Below are 18119 nucleotides of genomic sequence, written 5' to 3' on the forward strand. Positions count from 1 at the left end.
GGCAGCGGAGTCTTTTTTTCATCCCAAACCTAATGGAGAGTGAATCACATGGCTAAAGTTGTAATTATTTCAGGAAGTCCAACACCTACATCCCGTTTGCATGGCGTTATCGAAGTGGCCAAAAGTGAACTATTGAAAGCGGGCTTGGAAGTGGAATGGATTAAAGTACGCGACATTCCGGCAGAGGATTTGTTATATGCCAAATTTGATAGCGAAGCCATTGTGAAAGCGAACGCGCATGTTGCGGAGGCAGATGCCGTATTCGTTGCTACGCCGGTATATAAAGCCTCTTACACAGGTGTGCTAAAAGCTTTCCTTGACCTTCTCCCGCAAAAAGGCCTCGAGCGCAAAGTCGTGCTTCCGCTAGCCGTTGGAGGGACGATATCTCACTTGCTAGCTATCGATTATGCTTTAAAACCGGTGCTGTCTGCATTAGGTGCTCAGAACATTCTGCAAGGGGTTTACGTGCTTGATAAGCAAGTAACGTGGGGCGATCAAGGACAAGCTATATTAGACGATGAAATTGCAGATCGACTGCAAGAATCTGTGACTGAATTTATTCAAGAGATTAAATGGCATACGAGCCGTTAAAAAACAAATAAATCATCGAAAACCGCTTCTGGTACCTTTTACTAGTAGTGGTTTTTTGTGTTCGGACCAACCCTTCCCATGCTATACTAGTCGTAGAACTTATACGTTATGATTTATAGAATAGGAGCGATTATTTTGTCCGAAACATCATCTGAATCTGTGCTGCTTGTCGATGGCATGGCTTTATTATTTCGTGGTTATTACGCCACTTCTTCCAGTGGTTACATTATGAGAACAAGTGCCGGTATGCCGGTTAACGGGGTTTATGGTTTTCTTAAATATTTGCTAGATGCGATTCAGACGTTCAAACCTACACATGTTGTTTGCTGCTGGGATATGGGAAGTAAGACGTTTCGTACGGAGAAATTTGATAATTACAAAGCGAATCGCGGACCTGCTCCGGAAGAGCTGATCCCTCAATTTGATTTAGTGAAGGAAGTAACGGCCAGCTTTAACATACCGAACGTGGGTGTTATCGGATACGAGGCGGATGATTGCATAGGCACATTGGCAAGTACATATAGTCCATCTACGAAGGTGCAGATTCTCACAGGTGATCACGATATGCTGCAGCTTGTAAATGAGAATACGGAAGTTATTATTATGAAAAAAGGTCAATCCAACTATATGGTGTATACGCTGGAAACCTTGATGGAAGAGAAAAGTCTAACACCTGCTCAAATTATCGATCTGAAGGGTTTAACAGGAGATACGGCGGATAACTATCCGGGGGTAAAAGGAATTGGTGAGAAAACTGCGACCAAACTGCTCATGGAGTATCAGGACATCGCCGGGATTTTGGAAAATCTAGCGGCTCTGCCGAAAGGTGTTCGCGCCAAAATTGAGGCGGAGATCGACATGCTGCATTTATCACGCGATTTGGCTACGATTCGTTTGGATGCGCCTGTCGCTTGTGCGCTTGAGGAATGCGGCTGGTCGATGGAGCGGGAAAAGGTCATTAGCAAGTTCGAGGAATTGGAATTCAAGGGCTTGATGAGATTAATTGGATAAAATCATATGGAAGGGACAGGGCTGCTAATGGTCCTGTCCCTTTTTATTTTTAACGTGCAGGTGAGAAATTAGCTACTTGTTTGAGGATGACTTCGATTTGTTCCAGTGTCTCGGTTCCAAGAACAACATCAACGGCTTTCACATTCTCTTCGATCTGTTCAGGTCGAGTCGCACCGATGAGCGCAGAGCTTATTCCTGGTTGACGGAGTACCCATGCTAGAGCGAGCTGTGCGAGAGAGATATGGAGCTGCTGAGCAACCTGCTCCAGCTCATGAACAACTTGAAGCACTTGGTTATTCAAATAGCTGTTAATGACACCATTTACGGAGTCGTTAGCGGCACGACTCTCAGTCGGAATCGGCTGTCCCAGCTTGTATTTACCGGTTAAAATGCCTTGAGCAAGCGGCGAGAACACAACTTGACCCAATCCTTTTTGCGCTGACACAGGCAATACTTCTCGCTCGATATAGCGCTCAAACATATTATAAATCGGCTGATTAGAGATCAGCGGTCTTAGGCGCAAACGCTCGGCAATACCAGCTGCCTCGGTAATTTGGGCACCGCTCCACTCACTGACAGCGGCGTACATAATTTTACCTTGAGCAGCTAAGTCGTCCAAAGCGCGAAGCGTCTCTTCCAGCGGTGTATGGATGTCATAGCGATGGCAGAAGTATAAATCAATGTAGTCGACACCTAATCTCTTTAAGCTCGCATCACACTGCTCGAAGATGTGCTTACGGGATAAACCTCGATCATTCGGACCATCACCCATCGGGAAGTAGACCTTCGACGAGAGCACATAGCTTGACCTCTCATAGGGCTTCAACGCCGCCCCCATCGCTTTTTCGCCCTCGCCACGATTGTAAGCATTAGCTGTATCGAAGAAATTAATGCCACTTTCAAAAGCTTTCGCGATACAAGCATCTGCTGCCTTTTGTTCGGCGGCTGTTCCGTAGGTAAGCCAGCTCCCCAAGCTAATTTCACTTACTTTTAACCCGCTGCGACCCACGTTTCTATACTTCATGAAATGTTTACCATCCTCTCATTATGCTGCATTGAAGTCATTATAAGAGTGGAGAGGTTAGCTTGACAATGACGCACTATTTGTTCACTTAGTTACTTTAACTTAAGTAACCGCCGATTGCCGATAGCGAAGAGGTGTCGTTTTGGTCATTTGACGGAAGACGCGTCCGAACTGTACAAGTGACCCGAAGCCTGCCTGCTCAGCGATCAAAATAACTTTAAGTTTCGTAGTTGTCAGCAGTCGCTGCGCTTCTTGCACACGAACGAGATTCACATATTCAATAAGCGAAAATCCGGTAATTTCCTTGAACATCCGGCTTAAATAAGCCGGGCTGATTTCGAATTGCTCAGCCAGCTCTTCCAGACGGATAGGTTCAGGATAATGAATATTGATAAATCTCACGATGGTGGAAATTTTCCGATGCAGTGGTGAAATGTGTTCGGGAGATGTAGACGGATGCATAAGGACGAAGCGTGCTGTAAACAGCAGAAGCTCAGTCAAATATTGACGCAAGGCGAAAGTTTGCCCAAGCTGAGGCTCCTTCGCTTCATGAATCAATTTACCCAGAATGTCTTCGACTAAACGCCGAGTAGGCAGATCTAATCGCAGAACAGGAGTAGCATGTGTGAAAGCATCGAGAAGAAATGGAGCATCCTCTTTGGCACTCGCTAAAAAGCTATCATCGAAATTAATCACTACACGCGCATGTCCTAAGTTGTCCGAGTCTGATGTCGCATGAAGCTCACGCCGATTTATAAGCACTAGGTCCCCAGGAAGGATGAGATACGAGCGATCACGAATGAAGTACATACGCTCACCTTCGTACAAATAGTAAAGCTCGTACATGTCATGCATGTGTTGAGTCCTCTCGAAGGAACCAGAACGATGAATATGTTGGATATAAAATGGGCCTTCTTCTTCATTGCCGAAGGTGACAGTTCGTGACATAGACATAGGTAGGACTCCTTTGGTTCTCAATGATTATTTGAAGTATAGCATGATTTTAGTGAAAAATATGAATAGTTTTAACGAAAAATAAGAAGAGATGATGAGAAAATTTTCGTACCTTGCGATATGATTGAGCTATGAGAAATGAGTAAACGCTTGCATAACAAGGGAGGATTTACACAATGAAACAGCTTATCGAAGCTATTAAATCAGGAAATATAACGACATTTTCTTCACCGGATGTGAAAGTGTATGCAGCATCTTTTACACAAGTAGGTAATACTTCCCTTTTAATGGTGCGAACAGCGGCAGGTAAGAAGCTTATCGCTGCAGGCGAGGGAGAACTATACGACCAACTCATTGGGGAAAACGTGGATGGCGGTAAAGTAGCTTCTTTATCTCACGAAAATCGTCTTACGCTTAACCAATTCCTTCCATATACGGCTCCGCAGGCATTTGGTACACAAGTAGCTACAATGGGTTTAGGTGATCGACTTGGTATTGCAAGCCCTGGACATATTCAAACGATTCGCGGCAAAGACATTCGCCCAGTGCTAGCACAGCAAAGTATTCGTGAACTTGCGCTAACAGGCCGAACCTATGAGGATGTTTTGGATGCGGCTGCTTATGCTGTTTTCCAAGAGGGCTATAAAGATGGGTATGGTGCAGACGGTGACCATTTGAAGAAGGAAGAAGACATCGAGTACGCACTGCGTCTTGGTTTTACGATGCTGACACTTGATTGCTCGGAAAATATCGACAATACCATTGAATCTATGTCTGAAGCGGAAATCGCAGCAAAATATGAACAGCTGCCAGCTAGTTTGCGTAATCATTATGAAAAGCGTTACCTTGAAACAGCAGCTAATGTTCCTGGAGCGACTCTTAACTATACACGTCAAGCTTTACAGAAAGATGTGCTGATTTACGACGCAGCAATTAATTTCATGGAAGCTATCTTCCGTAAGTATATCGCGACGCTTGATCGCGCAGTCGATTTTGAAATCTCTATTGATGAAACGGCTACGCCGACATCTCCTGAAGCGCATTATTTGGTAGCTAACGAGCTTCGCGACCGTGGAGTTACGATCTTCAGCATGGCGCCGCGCTTCTGCGGGGAATTCCAGAAGGGAATTGACTATATCGGCGATATCGCTCAGTTTGAACGTGAATTAGCTAGCCATGCCGCGATTGCTGTACATTTCGAATACAAGCTTAGTATTCATTCCGGCAGCGATAAATTCAGTGTATTCCCACTCATCGGGCAGTACACGAACGGCCTGTTCCATATCAAAACAGCAGGAACGAACTGGCTCGAAGCGGTACGTGTCGTAGCGAAGGTAAATCCTTCCCTATACCGCCGCATGCATCAATATGCGCTTGATCATTTCAGTGAGGCTACAGCTTACTATCATGTGACAACTGATATTAACGCTATCGTTCCACTGGGTGAAGTGACGGATGCTGGTCTGCCGGATTATATGGAAGAAAATAATGCTCGCCAACTGCTGCACATCACGTACGGCTTGCTGCTTCAATCGAAGAATGCCGATGGCAGCAAACAATTTGCTGACGAATTCTTCCAGACGTTGGCGGAACAAGAAGATGCCTTTGCTGAAGGTCTTCGTTATCATATTGGCAGACATTTAGAGCTGCTGGGTAAATAATTATAGAGTCGATCTCCAGATGCGGAGGTCGGCTTTTTATTAGGTATCTAGTCGGAGAGGAGCCGATTCTCGGTAGGAGCATATTCGTCCATCGCTTGTAGACCCGTAAGGATTTAAGTATGATTAAACAAGTGAGAGTTAGACAGTCAGATAGTGAGGTTGCTGCATGCAAAAGAGATTAAGCCGCAAACATTTTCGGGTTCGGCTGGAAGATATGATTGTTACGCTTCGTCAAGAAATCTTGTCTGGCAAAGCGGCTATCGGCAGCTACTTGCCTTCTGAAAGTGATCTGGAAAAGCGATTCGAGCTCAGCAATGCATCCGTTCGCAACGGTCTTAAAGTTCTCGTAGAGGAAGGATTTATTGAGAAAATTGCCAGGGTAGGAAATAGGATAATAAGTCCCTCTTCCGAACAAAAGACGGTTATCAAATTTGGTTATGTCCAATCATTTGCCGGACTTGTCGAGATGGAAGAAATGCTGGCTGTGTTTGCTAATCAATACCCGCATATTGTTGTACATCCAATAGAACTGCCTTCGGGCAGCTATTCCAAATCATTGAAGCAATATATGGAAGCGGAGCTCCTCGATTGTGTAATGATTAATAATAATAATTTTCAGGATTTCGTGGAAAATGACTGTACCCATTTATTGGAGCCGATTGAGCAAATGGATGATTTGTATCCGTTTTTAACGGAACCGTTTCAACAAGGAGGTCACACGCTCGTTCGGCCATTTAATTATTCGCCTGTCGTTTTGTGCTATAACAAAAAGCATTTCGAACAGTCTCAAGTTCCACTGCCGAATAGTAATTGGGCATGGCGTGATCTTTTTACATATGGTCAACAATTATCTGTGAAGAATGAACGGTTTGGCTTTTATTTTTATTTGCCCTCCCGTAACCGCTGGCCGATCTTTATGCTGCAGAGCGGAACAACCTTTCAGACCGACGATAACGGAAACTACCGATTGCATGGAAGCAAGATCATAGAAAGCCTAGAAGCATGCAGAGATCTGCTGGATGTATTTCCGAGAATTCTTTCGGAAAGCAATGCCGATGCGGAAGCACTTTTTCTAGAAGAAAAAGTTTCGGTTATTATGACAACCTATTTTTTCTTAAATCAGCTGCGAAATTCTAACATTTCCTTTGAGGTCTCCCCATTGCCGGGTTTGCAGGATTCAAGTACGCTGCTCATTATTAATGGACTAGCTGTTAACAGCCGGTCTTCTAACAAAGAGGCAGCAAAGCTGCTGGTCGATTTTTTGACCTCCTACGAGATTCAATTACTGCTTCGTCGCAAAACGTTGAATATTACCGCTCACCGACGTGCCATGGAATGGGAAGGAGAGGAGTCGGGGTATCGACCGTCTAGATTTTTTCTATACAGGGAAATAGTCCCGACGTTTCGGCTAATTACGGAATTGGGCCTCACCAATTACCAATTAAAAAGCATCCAGCGTGATATTATGTTATTTTTATCGGGTCTGCAAAATAGTGCAGCGCTTAGCTCCAGATTGGAACAATTGTTGATCGAAGCTAAAGAAAGCAACATCATTCATTCCTCCTAAGGGTTTTTCATAGGTAAACACAGGTGCAGGCTCATCCAAAGAGCTTGTACTTTTTTTATTTCCACCCCATAAAATCACAAGTCGAACCAAAGAAAACCATATTGGCTGCGCTTACATTGATGATATCATAAATATATGAGTTAGATACGAGTCAGAAATAAAGTGAAATGATAGGTGGGGTAACTAATGCAGCATAGTGGTGTTTATTTTCACAATGTTACTGAACTTGAACAGCTGCCATACCTGCCGGGACTTCGATTGCACCGCTTTCCGAAGCAGGTTCGTCACAGCTTAACGGAGAAGGGCAGAACGAAAGCGGTGCAGTCGAACGGCTGCGAGCTTCGATTTGTTACAGAAGCGAAGTATGTACAAGTGGTGCTGGCTTCGCAGGATACGAACGGTAAAGTGCTGGTGTTCAAAGGCGACTTTTTCCATTCCTCTCATCAGTTAGAGGCGGGGGTTGCAACAACCATTCAGTTGGAAGAGCCTGAAAGGTTTGCTCAAGTAATCCCGGAGAAACTGAACAATAGGGCGTTCTCTTCTAATGTTTGGCGCATTTTCTTTGAACGGTTTAGTGCTGTATTCTATGATATCGACGCGTTCGGGTTTGAAGTGAGGCCACCTTATAAGCATGAGATGCCTCAGTTGACACTTCTAGCTTATGGCTCATCGATAACGCAAGGGGCAGGAGCTTTAAGCCATTACAACGGCTATATACAGCAAGCTGCCCGACGTCTAGAAATGGATGCATGTAACTTGGGACTTAGCGGATCCTGCTTTTGCGAAAAGGAGTTGTCCGATCATATTGCGGAACGCAATGACTGGGATATAGTCTATCTTGAGATCGGTGTCAACATGCGAGCGGTAGTTCCTACGGAGGAATTTGAAAGACGTACATCCTATTTACTGGACCGTATCATTGAAAGGCACCCGGAGAAGCCTGTATTTCTGACCCATATTTTTCCAAATCGGGCTACGTATTTCAGTGATTATAACCATGATTACAGCGAGGCCGAAAGACGCTATAACGAAATCTTAGCGCAATATACAGCAAATAGAAGCCACCCTTTCCTACACCTGTTGGACGGGAGCGAGATCGTGGATGACTTTACTTCGTTGACCAGCGATCTCATTCATCCTTCTGATTATGGCCATATTCGAATGGGAGAGAAGTTGGCAGGTTTCATGCTTCCAACTGTAAATAAGCTGCGAGAATCGCAAGTGAAACATGGAGTCATTTCCAAATAGGAGGAGATTGATATGAGAAAGAAGTGGCTTTTATCCATAATTAGTGCATCTTTGCTTGCCGCAACCGCAGGATGCTCGCAGGCAGGGAAGCAGGAAACAGCAACCACAGGCAAGCCTGAGGGTGGGAAGGCAGCCTTCTCGATATCCTTCCGGTCCGGGAATATTTCGTACGCGGAAAATCATCCGAACATTAACGAAGAGAAATGGGTAAAGAAGCTGGAGGAGCTAACGAATACAGATTTGGACATCCGATTAATGTCTCACAAAGAATTCGATCAAAAGATGATCCAAATGTTCGCCATTCATGATATACCCGATGTTGTTCAGGCGAGCTCTGGCTTGACGAATCCGCAATTGGCAGGGTCGGTGCAGGCTGGTGTATTTCTACCTTTAAACGATTTATTAGAAAAGCACGGCAAGAACCTTTTGAAAAAAATACCAAAAGAAGCATGGGAAAAAGAAACGGACGCCAAAGGGAATATCTACGCGATACCAGAGTGGTTATCGAATCCGTCCAGAAGAGCGACTTGGATCCGTACAGATTTATTAGAAAAAACAGGCCTGCCAGAGCCCAAAACGGTTGATGATTACCTCAACGTTATGCGTGCGTTCAAGAAGCTAGGTGTTGAGAATCCATATATGGGACGAGAAGATTTCGTATATGCGGATGCTTTCTTCGGGGCTTATGATGTTTTCGGTAACTTCTTTATGAAGCAGGGTGATCAAATCGTTCCTAAGTTCTTTAACGTAGAAAATATGCAAAAGGCCATTCAAACCTATAAAACGATGGTGGATGAAGGCTTGATGAATAAAGAGTTTGAAACCATCAATCCGACCAAGTTCAAAAACGATATTTTAGCCGGAAAAGCAGGGATATGGAACATGAATGCCAACTTGTTGATTCAATGGGATCAGCAGTTGAGAGAAAACGTGGCAACCGGGAAGATGAAATTGATTTCATCTCCAACTGGACCTGACGGCAAGGGCGGATTGCGGCTTGTCGGTAACGTGACTAGAGCTTATTTGATTAATAAAAGTGCAAAGGATCCAGCGGCTATCATTAAATTTTTCGATTGGATGGTTAGTGACGAGGCGGAGAAATTTTTTACCTTTGGTATTAAAGGTGAGAATTACACGGAAGAGAACGGCAAACTCAATTATAAAGCGCCAACGAATGCTAAGGATGTAGATGAGGAGACTTATAGACAAATTTTACTTTGGTTAGTTCAGGATACGACATATAACAAAGGAACTTTGAGTCTTACGCCTGAGGGGCAAGGTCTGATGAAAATGTATGATACGGTATTGGCCAAAGAAGGACGTGACGGTATCCAGTTCGATCCGCAGCTGAAGGGATATTTGAAAAATCCTGATCTTTCGCCAACGGGAGATAAGCTTCCGCCTGTTATTCTCACACATGTTTTGAAAATGGTTTATGGAAAGGAACCGATCTCGGACTATCCGAAAGTTTTAGAAGAGTGGAAGCAAAAAGGCGGCAATGATGTCATCAGAGAAGCTACGGAAAGATTTAACAAAAATGATGGCGTTAATCTATCGAGAACGAAGAACTGATAACTAGGAAAGCGAGGGTGATAAATGAAGTACTTACTGCGAAGTATTGAGATACGTATAGCATTATGCGTAATTCTGCTGATGACCGTTGTTTCACCAATGTTTGAAATGAAATCGCTTTCAGTTGAACCGGTAGTCACACAAATCTTTTATGACAGCTTTGAATACGGTAACGGCGTTGCTGTCCCGACATCATCGCCATCCAAGTGGGCGCAAGAGGGTCTGAACGGAAGTCTGGTGAAGACGACAACCAGCGGCATGCATACAGGTACCTATGGGATAAAAGTAGATGCTACCGATTCGCTAAGCCTGCAGCTTAGTACGCTCGGATACCAAAATATTCAGTTGAGCTACTGGTACAAAGCAAGTGTCACAGCAGGCAGCGTAAAAGTGGAGTATTCCGCAAACGAAGGTTCCGATTGGTTTGCTTTGGATCCCATTAATAAAACGCAGGGCTCTTTCGCACAAAGAACGTACACCATTACGGCAGCAACGTACACACCTATTGATAATCTTCCGGATGTTAGAGTGAGATTCAGCGTGGACTCAGCACTAACAGGCAACATCTATATCGATGATGTGGTAGTTAGTGGCACAGCTATTTCCAGTACACCGGAAGCACCTTCAACCCCACAGCCCGAAGGACCAGAAATCGAATTTTTCTCCGACAATTTCGATGATCCTGATAATTACGGTTCAGAGGGCAGTGTATCCATACCGTCCCCTTGGTTACAGGAAGGCGCTGGGGGAAGCGCCGCCAAAACATCAACTTCAACAAGTGCTCCATCGCTACCCAATTTTGTCAAAATTGATTCTAACGATGCACTAGCTTTACCGCTCAATACGACTGGATATGGAAACATTAAGCTGAGCTATTTTACAAGAGCATCCTCTTATATTAGCGGAAGTATGGTCGTGGAGTGGTCGGGGAACGGAGGAAGCAGTTGGACGACTTTAGAAGAATTCAAGCTAGCACAAGGCACTGCTGAGCAAAAAAACAGCGAATCCAACAAACTGAAAACGTGGACATTAGGAGCGGATGCCAACAACAACGCTAACCTTAAGATAAGATTCAGAGTGGGAGATCCCATGCAGGCGAATATGTACATGGACAGTGTGTCAATGACAGGGCAAGCTATTCCGGGAATCCCGCCTGCTGTTACACCAGTGCCCACACCTCCGCCATCCACGGACCCGGTACCTTTTCCAGTACCAGATGGTGTTACTTTGTATGAAGATGTTGAAATAGGAACAGCGGGCAACCGCCCCCTATATACGTCGATTGCAGTGCCCGAAACTTCGCCTGCTGCTCCATTGCCTGTCGTAGTTTATATTCATGGTGGAGGCTGGAATCACGGGGACAGGAAACAAGCGCTAGCTAACATATGCGGATATGTGACCAAGAGAGGATATATCGGCGTTTCGCTAGACTACCGCCTCACTCCTGAAGCGCCTTATCCGGCCCAAATTCAGGATGTGAAACTGGCCATTCGTTATTTGCGAGCACATGCCGCTGAGTACCATATTGATCCTGACCGTATCGGTGTATGGGGCTCTTCAGCGGGAGGCCATCTTGCTTCGCTGCTCGGTACTTCAGGGGATCTCTTAACGAGTGATCAGGTGGTTCTCGATAATGGAAATACGGTAAATGTGCCAGATCTGGAAGGCTCAGGAGGCTGGCAGGAATATTCAGATAAAGTGCAAGCAGTGGCTGACTGGTTTGGGCCTGCTGATTTCACAACTGCTTTTGCGAATAACTATAGCTCAGTAACGGCGCTTCTAGGCGGGAACAAAGCCTTCACTGTGCCAGATCAAGCGAGACTTGCGATGCCCGGTACGTATGCATCTCCGGATGATCCGCCATTCTGGATCCGGCACGGGGACGCGGATTCTACGATTCCCTATACAGATAGCGTTACATTTGCCAATCAACTAACAGCCGCGGGTGTTCCTGTTGTTGACTTCAAAGTTGTCCCTGGGCAGGGCCACGGGTTCACAGGAACAGCATCAGAAACAGCCAATGCGGAAGCATGGGCATTCATGGATCAGTATGTTAAGAACAGGACCGTGACAGATCACATTTTATACAAAGACGGCCATGCACCCAGCAATCCAACAAATCCTAATCCTCCTGCTCCGACTGGACCGAATGTTTCAGCTGTTTTGGATCCTTCCATTTTCACAATGGAGGTTAACGGGTCAAAGGAATTGACTGTATCGCTTACGCCGAATGATACCGTAACACAAACGGTGACATGGATAACGTATGACAGTAGTGTTGCAACCGTATCCTCGTCAGGCTTGACAAGCGCATTGGTGTCAGCTGTAGGTCCGGGTACAACGAAAATACGGGCAAACGTGACAACCTCCGTCAATCAGCAGGTATATACGGATAGTGAAATAACAGTGGTACCACAGCGACCTTCTGGACCTGGAACGGTGGTTGAAAATGAAATAGGCAGTCCACTACCAACGGATGATGCACTCATTGACAGCAGCAAAGCAGGTATGAATTTTAATTCAGCCACGGGCACAAGCGCCGGACTATTTAGTGTTTCCTCAGGAAGCACAAATAAAAAATACGTTTATTTTAAATATGATTTGTCCGGCTTGAGCGATCCTGATTACAAATATATATTTCAAGTGGCCGGGAAAAGAGGCAGCTCCAACACCAATGTGGAGCTTTCACTTTATGGGATCGAGAATACGGAATGGATGGAAACAGGTCTAACATGGGGCAACTCGCCGGTCAATAATCTGGCTGATGCCGCTTTTATTGGCAAATTCACGGTGTCGACCGATAAAGGATCCAGCCCGGAATTGTACAGTGTGGATGTATCCGATTATGTCAGAAGCCATTTGACCCAAGGCAAGGTTGCCTTTGTAGTGGGAGATGCGGAAAACACGGGTATTTCCTTAAACCTCTATTCGAAGGAAGCTAACGGTACGAGTAATCCAAGACCTCGATTAGTTGTTAAGGAGATCGTCGATATCTCGAACGATAACACACCGCCCTCATGGCTGAGCGCCAGTCATTTAGCAGTGTCTAACCTTGGGACTGATTTCATCAACTTGTATTGGCCAGCTGCAGTAGATAATATGAAAGTTATTGAATATCGGATTTACCAAAATAATACACTGCTGGCAGCGGTAAATGGAAGCACTTCTTATAACGCTGTTGGGTTGAGTCCAGGAGCAGTGTATACGTTCAAAGTTGAAGCAGTAGACGCAGCAGGGAATATCAGTACGTCTCCGCTGACTTTTAGCAGAGCAACGCTTTCGGCACCGCTGACACCCCTACCGGTTATCGGTGTAACCGCGAGCGGAAGCGATGGAAACATTGAGATTAACACGATGGACAGCAATTCGTACACACGTTGGTCTTCATCGGGTGATGGGCAATGGATTATGTACGACTTGGACGACATCAAACGCGTCGGATATGTTGGTATTGGATTTTATAAGGGGGATGTGCGATCAACGAATTTCGAAATCGAGACCTCTGAAGACGGAACAACTTGGACACAGCGATTCAGCGGCTCCAGTAAGGGCACTACTACGACTATGCAAGCCTTTGATATTCCTGATACGGATGCCAGATACGTGCGAATTACAGGCCATGGCAATTCGGATGGCAGCACATTCACAAGCATAACGGACGTTCATGTGTATCCTCCATTCGCTAACGGGGATACGCCGGTTGCCCATATTCCTTATGTGGTACCCGGACCGCCGCCGGGGGCTGTGCCCTTTACCGAGCCGGGGATGACAAATGCGGATGGCACGAACCATCCTATTCATATGCCCCATGTAACATCAGGCAGGGTTATAAATGTGTTGGATTATGGTGCGGGTCCTGCAGACAACGCTGCTGACGACCGTTCTGCCATTCAGGCGGCTATCAACGCAGCTGTTGAAGGTGACGAAGTCTATCTGCCGAATGGAACGTACAATTTGAATGCAGCTCCTGACGGAACTACAAATCTATTATTGAAAACGGGGGTCAACCTCCGTGGTGAAAGTGAATCCAGTACAGTGTTGAAAACGGCTCTTAACAAAGTTAAAAACAGCACGGTATTAAAAGCAGCCAATCAGCATGAGCTGGTTATTTCCAATCTAACACTAACCTCCACTTGGGCGGGCGCTTATACAACAGATCATACGGTAAACAATCCGGCAAATGGCGGACCGGACAGCATGATCGCTATTTCGAACTATGGCGAATATCCTTCCTACAACATCACCATAGATCACGTAAAGGTTGAAAAATTTACTCGTATGGGAATTCGCATTGATAACAGTCATGATGTCGTTGTAAGAAACAGCACCTTCCGCAATGCCACTGATGTAGGGCCAGGCGGGTCAGGGTATGGAGTCGCAATCCAAGGTATGGCGAAGGTAAATCGGCTAGGGTATGACAATGATACAAAATGGAACTTGGTGGAAAATTCGTCTTTTGAGGGGCCTTACTTAAGACATGGAGCGCTCGTTCAATTTGTCGCGCATAACAACACCATACGCAACAATCAGTTTACTAGGACCAAGCTGGATGCGATTGATCTTCATGGAGAACTGGAATATTTAAATGACATATACGGAAATTTGATTACCGATATTATCACGGGTGGAGCTGTTGGTCTTGGTAATACAGGGGGTACAGCGCCAAGTAATCATAGTAAGTCCGGTCCCAAAAACCATATCCATGACAATATCATCCGAAATTCTCGAGAAGGTATTGTGATTACGATGGGTACACCGGATACGATCATTGCGAACAATATCATTGAAAACACGACGAATATAGATGGGGCTTCAGGTATTAATGTCTTGAACGGGCCAGGAACGATGATTAGAAATAACATAATTCGCAATAATACGGCGCCCAATTATTGGGCTATCCTCTTAGAGCATGACAAAGGGGATGAAAAAGCGAACTATATCGGTGAAGGCGATCCGCTGAACGTGCAGATTTTGAATAATACGATTACTGGGAACGCAAATGGCATTCATCTTCAAGCGGGGACTAATATTGTGCTCAGAGGAAATATACTAGAAAACAGCGGTACGAACTACCTGAAAGCTCCAAGTGTGACGGCTGTGGAGGAAGATGAACCGCCAATTAAAGAAGAACCTTCCTCCGACGCTGACCCAAGCGATCAGAACCTGGGGAGAACCTCCTCTTCCGAGCCGCCAACCGGCAGCCACGCTGATATAGGAGTTACGGAAATAAAAACCGTTGGTGATAAACGGATAGCGTTTACAAGTGTAAATGAAAAACAGATTGATAATGCATTGCAAAACACAGACTCAAGTTTGCTTGCCATCACGGTTGATAGCGGTGAAGTCGAACAGGTAAATGTAAAGCTGAACAGTAAATCACTGCAAAAAATTATCGCCATCAAATCGATTCAGACGATTTCTGTTAATACCAAGCTGGGAACGTATCTGCTGCCGAGTGATCAAATTAACATCATCCAGTGGGCTGCACAATTGAACACGAATCTGGAGAACATGCAGCTTGAGATCATCATCAGCGGGAATGATAGCGCTGAGCAGCACGCTGAATCATCCGGATTAAAGGTACTTGGTGTCATCGATTTTACAGTACAAGTGTCTGGGTTGGATGGGAAAATGATAAATATCGATTCATATACCCAATATGTAGCTAGGGTAATCAAAACGGAAATCCCAGTACAAGATGGGAATCTGGCTGCTGTCCGCGTTTCGACTGATCGCAATGGCAAAGTTAGCTACGAGCCGGTACCTTTTTCTGTAAAGGGCAATGAAGTGATGATTTACAGTAGAACGAACAGTACTTACATGCTGATAGACCATCATCTTTCATTCAAGGATACCCAGAGGCATTGGGCCAAGGATGACATTGAGAAAATGGCCAATAGACGAATTGTTCAAGGAGTGTCTTCGGAGGAATTTCATCCGGATGTACCTGTTACACGTGCTGAATTCGCTGTGCTCCTTACCCGTTTTCTAGGTTTGGAGAATACCGCAGGATTATCAGGCAAGATCAGCTTTGAAGATATCCCGAGCGATGCTTGGTATCGTGATTCCCTTGCAGCGGCTGTAGGATCGGGAATTGTGAGCGGTTATGAAAATAACGCATTCCGTCCTGATGGAACCATTAGTCGGCAGGAGATGGCGCTTATGATCTATCGAGCCATACAATTCGCAGGCAGCAAAGATCAAGAGCCAGCCAACCAACAGCCCATATTTATGGATCAAGACAAAATAGCAGACTGGGCGCAAGAGGCAGTTAACCGCTTGACCGGAATGAACCTAATGGAAGGCATTTCGAACGGTAGCTTTGCACCTTCGGATGTTACGACCCGTGCACAAAGTGCGGTTATGTTATCCAAAATGCTGCCTGTACTTTCTTTTACACGGTAGGGAAGAGTCACCTTCGCAGTAGGTTCTCCGCTTTCATATTGGCAAACCTTTAATGCTGACACTTGTGGCTTATCGTAAGCAAGTTTTCTTTTTTCTATAAAAGTAGCGTTTTACTGCCGATGATTTCAAATCTCGAAACAAACAAACAAACAAACAAAGAGCCAAACGTTTGTAATATCAACGTTTGGCTCGCTTGTTTTTATAAGAGTTTATTCTTCATTTGTAGGTTCATTTCGATAATCGTCTTCACCTGGATAGTCCCGCTTAATGCCTTCATGCAGCTCGTGATTTTCGTAAGAAAATTGATTAGGCGGGCGTTGATCCTTACGCCATGGTGAGCTCTTTCCCAGCGATTCTGTATTTAGGCTAGTGCCGTATGGACCTTCTGGGAATTCCTCTGGAATTAGGTCATTACGCTGCGACTCAACCGTCTCTAGATCAGTGAAGTCATCGCGGTATTCAGGGATGAAGCCTTTCGCTTCAGTTTTCTTAGCTAATTGGGGGGATTCGTCAATCATGGATAAAGCCTCCTTATCAGGTTGCTATGCTTTTTCCAGTTTCCCCCGCAGACAGCTTAAATATCCGTGAAATGAATGGAACCAATAATTTGTGACAGGAATTCATTAAGTTCTTGCGCTTGTTCCTCATTCAGTTTATACACATGCTCCAAATATCCTTCTTCAGCTAGATCATCTGGGCCAATAACAGCGCTGCGTCCGGATTGCAAGTCAATAACAAGCTTTTTGCCGAAATAACGGGACGTCGTCATAATTGCGAGATCAAATCGGTGCAATGCGTTGCCAACGAAGCAAACGAACCGTGTTGTTGTTTCTTCCTGATGGTCGTATAAAAAGTCATAATCAGACATGAAGGCCCTCCATTCTCTTTCTAGTATGTACCCCATTATAACCGAAAAAAGCTCGTCAACAAAACATATCTTGCGCCCATCTGACAAACATGGTATGATTTGGATATTAGAAAAAGGGAAGCACCTTTTCAGCTAACTGCTGAAGAGGTGCTTTTTCGTTTTTCTGAACCTATTTTTAGCTACCGTTTGGAGGAGAAGGCATGAACATTGTATTTCTGAACACATTGGAGAAAGAAGCGGGGGATCATCGCGTTACATCGGCCCAGGTGTCGATTGGGGAAGAACAAGGCATTTGGAATGTCTATTGGAATGAGCCTGATAGTGCTGGCAAAATTCAGCAAGATCAGTGGTATCAGGGGGTAAGCTGGGATGAGATGCTGAGTGCTTTCCGCCAGGGACTGAGGGATAAAGTTCGTTCTGGTTACCGTCCGCTTGTTAGTACGGATTTGGAATCAGCGCAAGGACTGTCAGGCAAAGCTAGAATGACACAGATGCTGACCTACTACTGCGAAGAAAATCCAAGTGAGGAAGTGTACGAAACGCTCCGTGCTTGGAGGCGCGAACAAGCTGCCCGCGAGGGGAAAGCACCGTATATTCTTGCCACGAACCGAGTCCTTCGCATGATCTCCGTCTTCCTGCCTCAGAGTAAGGAAGAGCTGCAGCAAATTCCTGGCTTCGGTGAGCAGAAGACGACCATGTACGCGGCAGATGTGCTCAATCTCACCGCTGAGTATACTCGTTCGAATGGCTTCCCATTAGATTGGGTGGCTAAAAGCGTAGACACAGTGAAGTTTGAGGCTTGGCTCCACGCACAGAAGGAGCAAAAGCTGCGTACGGAGCTTGACCGTGAGGTTAGCAAGCGCAAACTTCTTGAGATTGTTGCTGGCGGAGGAAGCTTGGCGGATTTGCAAGCAGTGCTAACGATGCCACGCAGGGAACTGCTGCTTTGGGTGGAGGATTTGGAGCGAGAGGGATACGATATGGATCCGCTTGTGGAAGCGGAGCTTGCTTCGATCCCGGAAGAAGAGCAAATCAAAGCCTGGAACGCCTTCGAATCGGAAGGTGACCGCTACCTGAAGCCGGTGCTGCAGCGCATCATCGGCACGGAGGAGCTCAAAGGCAAAGAACTTGACCGCGCCTATGAGTGGCTGCGCTTGCTTCGTTTGCGCTTCCGCAGGGAGAAGGAAAGGTTTGCTTCTCAAGCTGCAAGCTAGTATT

At 45.5% G+C, this 18119-nt stretch carries 12 protein-coding genes; 8 read left to right on the forward strand and 4 right to left on the reverse strand.

The window, feature by feature from the left end; genetic code table 11:
* The first annotated feature begins 48 nt into the window (after positions 1-48).
* Together ssuE and ASD40_RS19510 are read left to right on the forward strand one after the other, a co-directional pair.
* Entirely contained in the window at positions 49-591 is a 543-nt protein-coding gene (gene ssuE / locus ASD40_RS19505; protein WP_057304820.1) for an NADPH-dependent FMN reductase, read from the forward strand.
* A 177-nt stretch (positions 592-768) separates the two neighbouring features.
* Positions 769-1602 (forward strand): 5'-3' exonuclease, encoded by an 834-nt coding sequence (locus ASD40_RS19510; RefSeq protein ID WP_414858793.1) that lies wholly within the window; start codon positions 769-771, stop codon positions 1600-1602.
* A 49-nt stretch (positions 1603-1651) separates the two neighbouring features.
* On the opposite strand, the gene ASD40_RS19515 is transcribed toward ASD40_RS19510, so the two are convergent.
* Both ASD40_RS19515 and ASD40_RS19520 read right to left on the reverse strand, forming a co-directional pair.
* Positions 1652-2626, reverse strand: coding sequence for an aldo/keto reductase family protein (locus ASD40_RS19515; protein WP_057304822.1), 975 nt, complete (start codon positions 2624-2626; stop codon positions 1652-1654).
* A 102-nt stretch (positions 2627-2728) separates the two neighbouring features.
* Entirely contained in the window at positions 2729-3580 is an 852-nt protein-coding gene (locus ASD40_RS19520; protein ID WP_057304823.1) for an AraC family transcriptional regulator, read from the reverse strand.
* Positions 3581-3756: 176 nt separating this feature from the next.
* On the opposite strand from ASD40_RS19520, the gene ASD40_RS19525 reads away from it, so the two are divergent.
* The 5 genes from ASD40_RS19525 (at position 3757) to ASD40_RS38710 (ending at position 16033) form a co-directional block, all read left to right on the forward strand.
* A complete protein-coding gene (locus ASD40_RS19525; RefSeq protein WP_057304824.1) occupies positions 3757-5241 on the forward strand; it encodes a tagaturonate epimerase family protein in 1485 nt (494 codons plus the stop codon).
* A gap of 166 nt (positions 5242-5407) precedes the next feature.
* On the forward strand, positions 5408-6808 hold the full coding sequence (locus ASD40_RS19530; protein ID WP_057304825.1) for an extracellular solute-binding protein: 1401 nt from the start codon (positions 5408-5410) through the stop codon (positions 6806-6808).
* A 186-nt stretch (positions 6809-6994) separates the two neighbouring features.
* Positions 6995-8056 (forward strand): SGNH/GDSL hydrolase family protein, encoded by a 1062-nt coding sequence (locus ASD40_RS19535; protein ID WP_057304826.1) that lies wholly within the window; start codon positions 6995-6997, stop codon positions 8054-8056.
* A 12-nt stretch (positions 8057-8068) separates the two neighbouring features.
* Positions 8069-9628, forward strand: a complete 1560-nt coding sequence (locus tag ASD40_RS19540; RefSeq protein WP_057304827.1) for an extracellular solute-binding protein — start codon at positions 8069-8071, stop codon at positions 9626-9628.
* 24 nt (positions 9629-9652) lie between these two features.
* Positions 9653-16033: an S-layer homology domain-containing protein gene (locus ASD40_RS38710; protein WP_082562300.1), complete on the forward strand. Its 6381-nt coding sequence runs from the start codon at positions 9653-9655 to the stop codon at positions 16031-16033.
* 209 nt (positions 16034-16242) lie between these two features.
* On the opposite strand, the gene ASD40_RS19550 is transcribed toward ASD40_RS38710, so the two are convergent.
* Together ASD40_RS19550 and ASD40_RS19555 are read right to left on the reverse strand one after the other, a co-directional pair.
* A complete protein-coding gene (locus ASD40_RS19550; protein WP_235549312.1) occupies positions 16243-16551 on the reverse strand; it encodes a hypothetical protein in 309 nt (102 codons plus the stop codon).
* A 56-nt stretch (positions 16552-16607) separates the two neighbouring features.
* Complete coding sequence (locus tag ASD40_RS19555; protein ID WP_029194108.1) at positions 16608-16901, reverse strand: DUF3055 domain-containing protein; 294 nt, start codon at positions 16899-16901, stop codon at positions 16608-16610.
* 200 nt (positions 16902-17101) lie between these two features.
* Between ASD40_RS19555 and ASD40_RS19560 the strand changes: the two genes are divergently transcribed.
* Positions 17102-18115, forward strand: a complete 1014-nt coding sequence (locus ASD40_RS19560) for an HRDC domain-containing protein (protein WP_057304828.1) — start codon at positions 17102-17104, stop codon at positions 18113-18115.
* Positions 18116-18119 lie beyond the last annotated feature (4 nt).

The organism is Paenibacillus sp. Root444D2 (genome assembly GCF_001426375.1).
Classification (GTDB): Bacteria; Bacillota; Bacilli; order Paenibacillales; family NBRC-103111; genus Paenibacillus_E.